The 5,123-nt window shown below is 47.8% G+C and carries 5 protein-coding genes; 4 read left to right on the top strand and 1 reads right to left on the bottom strand.

Annotated elements, in window-relative coordinates:
* The first annotated feature begins 237 nt into the window (after positions 1–237).
* Complete coding sequence (locus HY879_18150; protein ID MBI5605261.1) at positions 238–684, top strand: Hsp20/alpha crystallin family protein; 447 nt, start codon at positions 238–240, stop codon at positions 682–684.
* 9 nt (positions 685–693) lie between these two features.
* Here HY879_18150 and HY879_18155 read toward each other — a convergent pair whose 3' ends face one another.
* Positions 694–1,419 carry a HesA/MoeB/ThiF family protein gene (locus tag HY879_18155; GenBank protein MBI5605262.1) on the bottom strand — a complete coding sequence of 242 codons (726 nt, stop codon included), beginning with the start codon at positions 1,417–1,419 and terminating at the stop codon, positions 694–696.
* Positions 1,420–1,715: 296 nt separating this feature from the next.
* Here HY879_18155 and HY879_18160 point away from each other — a divergent pair, with 296 nt between their 5' ends.
* The 3 genes from HY879_18160 to HY879_18170 form a co-directional block, all read left to right on the top strand.
* A complete protein-coding gene (locus HY879_18160) occupies positions 1,716–1,901 on the top strand; it encodes a 4Fe-4S binding protein (GenBank protein MBI5605263.1) in 186 nt (61 codons plus the stop codon).
* 115 nt (positions 1,902–2,016) lie between these two features.
* The gene (locus HY879_18165) at positions 2,017–3,723 is read left to right on the top strand and encodes an ATP-dependent helicase (GenBank protein MBI5605264.1); all 1,707 of its coding nucleotides are present in this window, start codon (positions 2,017–2,019) and stop codon (positions 3,721–3,723) included.
* A gap of 307 nt (positions 3,724–4,030) precedes the next feature.
* Positions 4,031–5,123, top strand: a 1,093-nt coding sequence (locus tag HY879_18170; GenBank protein MBI5605265.1) for an ABC transporter substrate-binding protein, incomplete at its 3' end; no start/stop codon positions are given.

Below are 5,123 nucleotides of genomic sequence, written 5' to 3' on the forward strand. Positions count from 1 at the left end.
GAGACATTTTTCTCTAACTGACACCTGACCCCTGACCCCTGACCCCTGACCCCTGACCCCTGACCCCTGAAACAATTATACTCTATCCCTTTAAAGGCTGACAACAGGATTCTATGATTTGCTCGGATCATTTTGATCCCCAAAATCTTGACAACGGAGCCGAGGGTGATTATTTTCTTAACAAAATCAATTCCCTCACCGAGGGAAGCCACAACCAGAAAAAAAGGGGGTGTTGATATGTTTGATCTAATTCCTTGGGAAAGGACTAAGAGTTTGTCCAAATTGAGAAAAGAGATGGACGAGTTATGGGGTCGTTTTTTTGGGGAAGTCGGGTTTCATCCCTTTTCAGAAACCATTTGGGCGCCGGCTTTGGATGTCAAGGAGACCAAAGAAAACATAGTGATCACCGCTGAACTTCCGGGATTGGGCCCCAAAGATATTGAAGTTTCCATCAGTGGCGATTTGTTGACCTTGAAAGGGGAGAAAAAGCAGGAGAAGGAAGAGAAAGAGGAATCCTATCACTTAGTGGAAAGACGGTATGGTTCTTTTGCCCGCAACATCCGTTTGCCCGCGGAAGTGGATCCCCAAAAAATTAAGGCCACTCACAAAGAAGGGGTATTGATCGTTATCCTGCCAAAAAGCGAAAAGGCTAAAGAAAAACAGATTAAAATTAATGTGGAATGAGGTAACCATTTAGGCGCAGACCGAGCATTCGGGGTTGGGTTCAATCTGGACCTCTGAAAAACGCATCTCCAATCCGTTATAGACCAGAAGCCGACCGGTCAATAGCTTCCCAATGCCAACCAGGTATTTGATGGCCTCAGTGGCCTCGATCAAACCAATAATCCCGGGTGTGGTTCCCAAGACCGGGAACTTCTGAGGCGGCGGGGCTTGAGGGAAGAGACATTTCAGGCAGGGGGTCTGGCCGGGTAGGATGACGGTGGCCATGCCCATCAGGCCGAGGATCCCTCCATAGATAAATGGGATTCTTTGGCTGAGTATTTGCTGATTGATCAGGTAGCGGGTCGGAAAATTGTCCAATCCATCCAGCACCAGATCACAACCGGCCATTAATTCAGGCAGGGTTTCCTCATTGATCTCCTCGGCCCGGACCTCCACCTCAATTCCTGGGTTGAGTCCGGATAATTTTTCCTGGGCCGATTCCACTTTAAGTCTGCCGATGTCTTTTTCCCAATGGAGAATCTGCCGGTTTAAGTTGCTCAGTTCAACCTGGTCCTTATCCACTATCCTTAAGGAGCCTAGGCCCGCGGCAGCTAAATAAAAGGCGGCCGCCGAACCCAGGCCACCGGCACCGGCAATTAAAATCCGGCTTTTTTTTAATTTTTCCTGGCCTTCGATTCCAAAATCTTTAATCAGGATTTGCCGGTCATAGCGCAGGGCATCTTGGTCATCAAGCATGGGGGCCTCCTTAATTCTCTTCCTGTTTTTCAATGTACCATAAGAATTATCCAGGTCAATCTTTTTGGCGGTCCGCCCCAATTTTTTTTAAAATATCGTCATATTAAATAGTTACAAAATAGAGACGGGGAGTAAATTTTAAATAAAAAAATTGTTTGACCTTTGGATAAAAATAATTTAATCTTCCCGGTTATTTGAAGCCCAATAGGTTTTGATCTAACAAGGGAAAAGCCCAAAGATACCTAAATGGTTGTTTTTGGATAAAATTTATCTAAATCACAAGGAGGAAAAAATCAATGTTTCAAGTTACGGTGGATGCCGACAAATGCACGGGGGATTCCAATTGCGTGGATACCTGTCCGGTAAGTGTTTTTGAACTTCAGGACAACAAGGCCGTACCCGTCAATATGGACGAATGTCTGGGGTGCGAAAGTTGTGTTGAGGTCTGTGAAACCGGTGCGATTACAGTTAAAGAAGTTTAACCGTTACGCTTAGTTATGGAACAGGCCGGGTAATTCCCGGCCTGTTTTTTTTATGGATCTTTCTTCCCTGACGCCCTCCCAAGGTCAAGCAGTCCGACATCGGGGCGGTCCTCTAATGGTTTTGGCCGGACCTGGGACCGGGAAGACCCGGACCTTAACCTACCGGCTGGCCCATTTGATGGCCGAACGAATCGCTGAAGCGGAACAAATATTGGCCATCACCTTCACCAATAAAGCCGCCGAAGAGATGCGTTCCCGGGTTGATCTGCTTTGTCGGGAGATCCCAACCCTTTCCCCTCCCTGGATTTCTACCTTTCACGGCTTTTGTTATCGTTTCCTTCTGGACCAAAGCCCCTCTCCTTCTCAACTCCTGTCCGAAAACGAGGCTTTGATTTTACTAAAGGAAACGGTCCGAGAAAAGGTTCGGGATTTCCCGGCCCAGTCTTTTAAAGAACTGGCCAGACGCATCTCCCTGGCCAAAAATGCCCTGGTCGAGCCTGAAGCCCCGGAATCCCTTCCTCTTTGGGACACCTATCCGCAATGGCCTTTGTTATATCAGGCTTTTCAGCAAAAGCTGGCCATCGGAAAATATTGGGATTTTGATGAACTTCTCCTGCAAGCCGTAATTTTTTTGGAAAAAAGTCCAGACCTCCGGGCCAGCCTTCAAGGCCGGTTTCCCTATCTGTTTATAGATGAATTTCAAGACATCAATCCGGTCCAATACCGGCTTTTTCAACTATTAACCCGAAAGGATGGGGAATGGATGGTCATTGGAGACCCCAATCAGGCCATATACGGTTTTCGCGGGGCCAGCGCCGATTTCTTTGCCCGCCTCTATCGGGAATGTCCCTCGTTGACTGAAATCGTCCTAACGGAAACCTTTCGATTGAACCAGACCCTATTGGCCGCTTCTTCTCAGGTCCTGGAGGGCTCTCCTCAAAACCGATCCATCCCTTTAATTTCCTGCCGGAAGGGCGAGCCCCGTGTGCCGGTATCTGCCCTGCCAAGTGCCGAAGAAGAAGGGGAATATATCGCCCAGGTCATTGAAGAAGAAATGGGAGGTCTAAACTTGTCGGTTGGGGACCAGGGTTTTTCCCCCAGGGCAAGTCAAGGCCAGTCCAGAAGCTTTGCAGATTTTCTGGTCTTATACCGGCTCCATGCCCAGGGGGATCTATTGGCCAAGGCTTTACTCAAAAAAGGGATTCCCTTTAAAAAGATTCAGGAGGTCCACTGGGCTGAAAGACCGGAAATCCGGACCTGCCTGAAAATGCTCAGGTTTTTTCTCCCCTCGAATATTTCCCCTGTTGCCGCTGTAGAAAAGATCCTTTCAGAAGAAACCTTTATCCCCCAGCCTTTAGCGGGTGAAGGGATTGAGGCCTTGAAAAAACTTCGTCTCCAGGCGGCCGCCTTCAAAGGCCCCTTGGATGAATTTATAGAAATCCTTTCCCTGCAAACCGGCTTGGATAGCTATGAACCGGATCAGGAAACCGTTAAACTCCTGACCCTCCATGCCGCCAAAGGACTTGAGTTTCCGGTGGTCATTATCAGCGGTTGTGAAGAAAACCTCCTGCCCTTATCAGTACTTAAGGAATCGGACCCGGAAGAAGAGCGACGACTTTTTTATGTCGGCCTGACCCGGGCCAAGGAAAAGCTCTTCCTGACCTGGGCCAAAAAAAGAACCCTGTTCGGTCAGAGATTGGTCCAAAGGTCATCCCCATTTCTCGAGGATATGGGGACCTTTTTGAATCATTCCCATTGTCCTGAAGGGACCAAAAAACCGGTGCGGCCCAGGAAGAAACAGATGTCCTTATTCCGAAAATAGGGGTCGGGGATCGGGGATCAGTTAGAGAAAAAGTCTCAAGTCTCAAGTCTCAAGTGGCAAGTTGCAGGTTGCAGAATGATTTGAAAAGTTTTGATGTCCCAGGACAAACGCAATTTATCAATTTTATCTCTGGTTAATAGCCATAAGACCGAGTTTACCTCTTATTTTTTGGACATTAACCGATACCAACATTGAATGATAAACAAAAAAAATTGGGTTAATAAATTGAAGTATTGTTTTTTACAAGACGTCATGATATGTAGCTGTAGGTCAAAATAAAGATTCAAAACTAATAGGAGGTTTTATTATGAAGTGGTTCGTTAAGGGGATTTTGGTTTCTTTATGTGTTTTTTCATTGTTATCTTATACGGCCTTGAGTCCATCCCAGGCCATGGCGGTTAATGCCGCCTTTGATTTTAAAAAAATGGGTGATATGTCCGACTTTGATCCGAACAACCCGGTGATCCCGACCGGGGACACCATCAAGATCGCCATTGTGGCTTCTTTTTCCGGGCCGGCGGCATTAGTGGGCCAGATCTATTACATCTCCGTCCTCTGGGCGGCCCATGACATCAACAAACGGGGCGGTCTTATGGTTGACGGTAAAAAGAAGCTGGTCCAGATCATCAAGGCCGATCACATGTCCAAGCCCGATCAGACCAAGAAGGTTTGCGAGAGGATGGTCCTGCAGGAAAAGGTCCATGTCCTCTGGGGCACGGACGGCAGCAACCTGATGAAGATCATCAATGAAGTGGCCAACAAGTATAAGGTCATTGCCCACAACACCGCTTCCATTTCCGATGAACTTCAGGATGCCACCAATTTCTCCCGCTATGCCTTCATGTCCTCCTTTTCAACTGAGCAGATCGGCCGGGGACTGGCCTATTATTATGGAAAAGTACGGAAAAAAGAAAAGAAGTTTTATATCCTTTGCCAGGATTACATGTTCGGCCATGCCATGGCCGAGGGGTTTAAACACGGTTTGAAGGAATATTATCCGGAGGCCCAGATCGTCGGCGAGGATTACCATAAATTGTTCCTGACGGACTTTGCCCCTTACCTGACCAAGATCAAGGCCGCCGGAGCCGAGGTGGTTTATACCGGGGATTGGATTCCCGATGCCGCCAACCTCCTCAAACAAGCCCGGCAGATGGGGGTCAAGCTGCCCTTTGCCCACATCTTTCTCGATGAGCCTAATTTCCTTCACGAGGTCGGGGTGGACGGTACCAAAGGGTTAATCCAACTCAGCCAGTATGGCGCAGAAAATCCCTTTTTCAAAACACCGGAGCAAATCAAATATTATAAAACCTGGAACAACTTATGGAAGACCAAGTGGACCGCCCCCTTTAACACCCGGCTTTTCGAACACGGGGTTGGAAATATAGGCTCCTACATCGAGC

The sequence above is a fragment of the Deltaproteobacteria bacterium genome, from assembly GCA_016219225.1.
In the GTDB taxonomy this organism is placed as follows: domain Bacteria; phylum Desulfobacterota; class RBG-13-43-22; order RBG-13-43-22; family RBG-13-43-22; genus RBG-13-43-22.

Coding starts and splice junctions, on each gene's coding strand:
- HY879_18150 (MBI5605261.1), top strand. CDS start 238: ATGTTTGATCTAATTCCTTGGGAAAGGACTAAGAGTTTGTCCAAATTG.
- HY879_18155 (MBI5605262.1), bottom strand. CDS start 1,419: ATGCTTGATGACCAAGATGCCCTGCGCTATGACCGGCAAATCCTGATT.
- HY879_18160 (MBI5605263.1), top strand. CDS start 1,716: ATGTTTCAAGTTACGGTGGATGCCGACAAATGCACGGGGGATTCCAAT.
- HY879_18165 (MBI5605264.1), top strand. CDS start 2,017: ATGGTTTTGGCCGGACCTGGGACCGGGAAGACCCGGACCTTAACCTAC.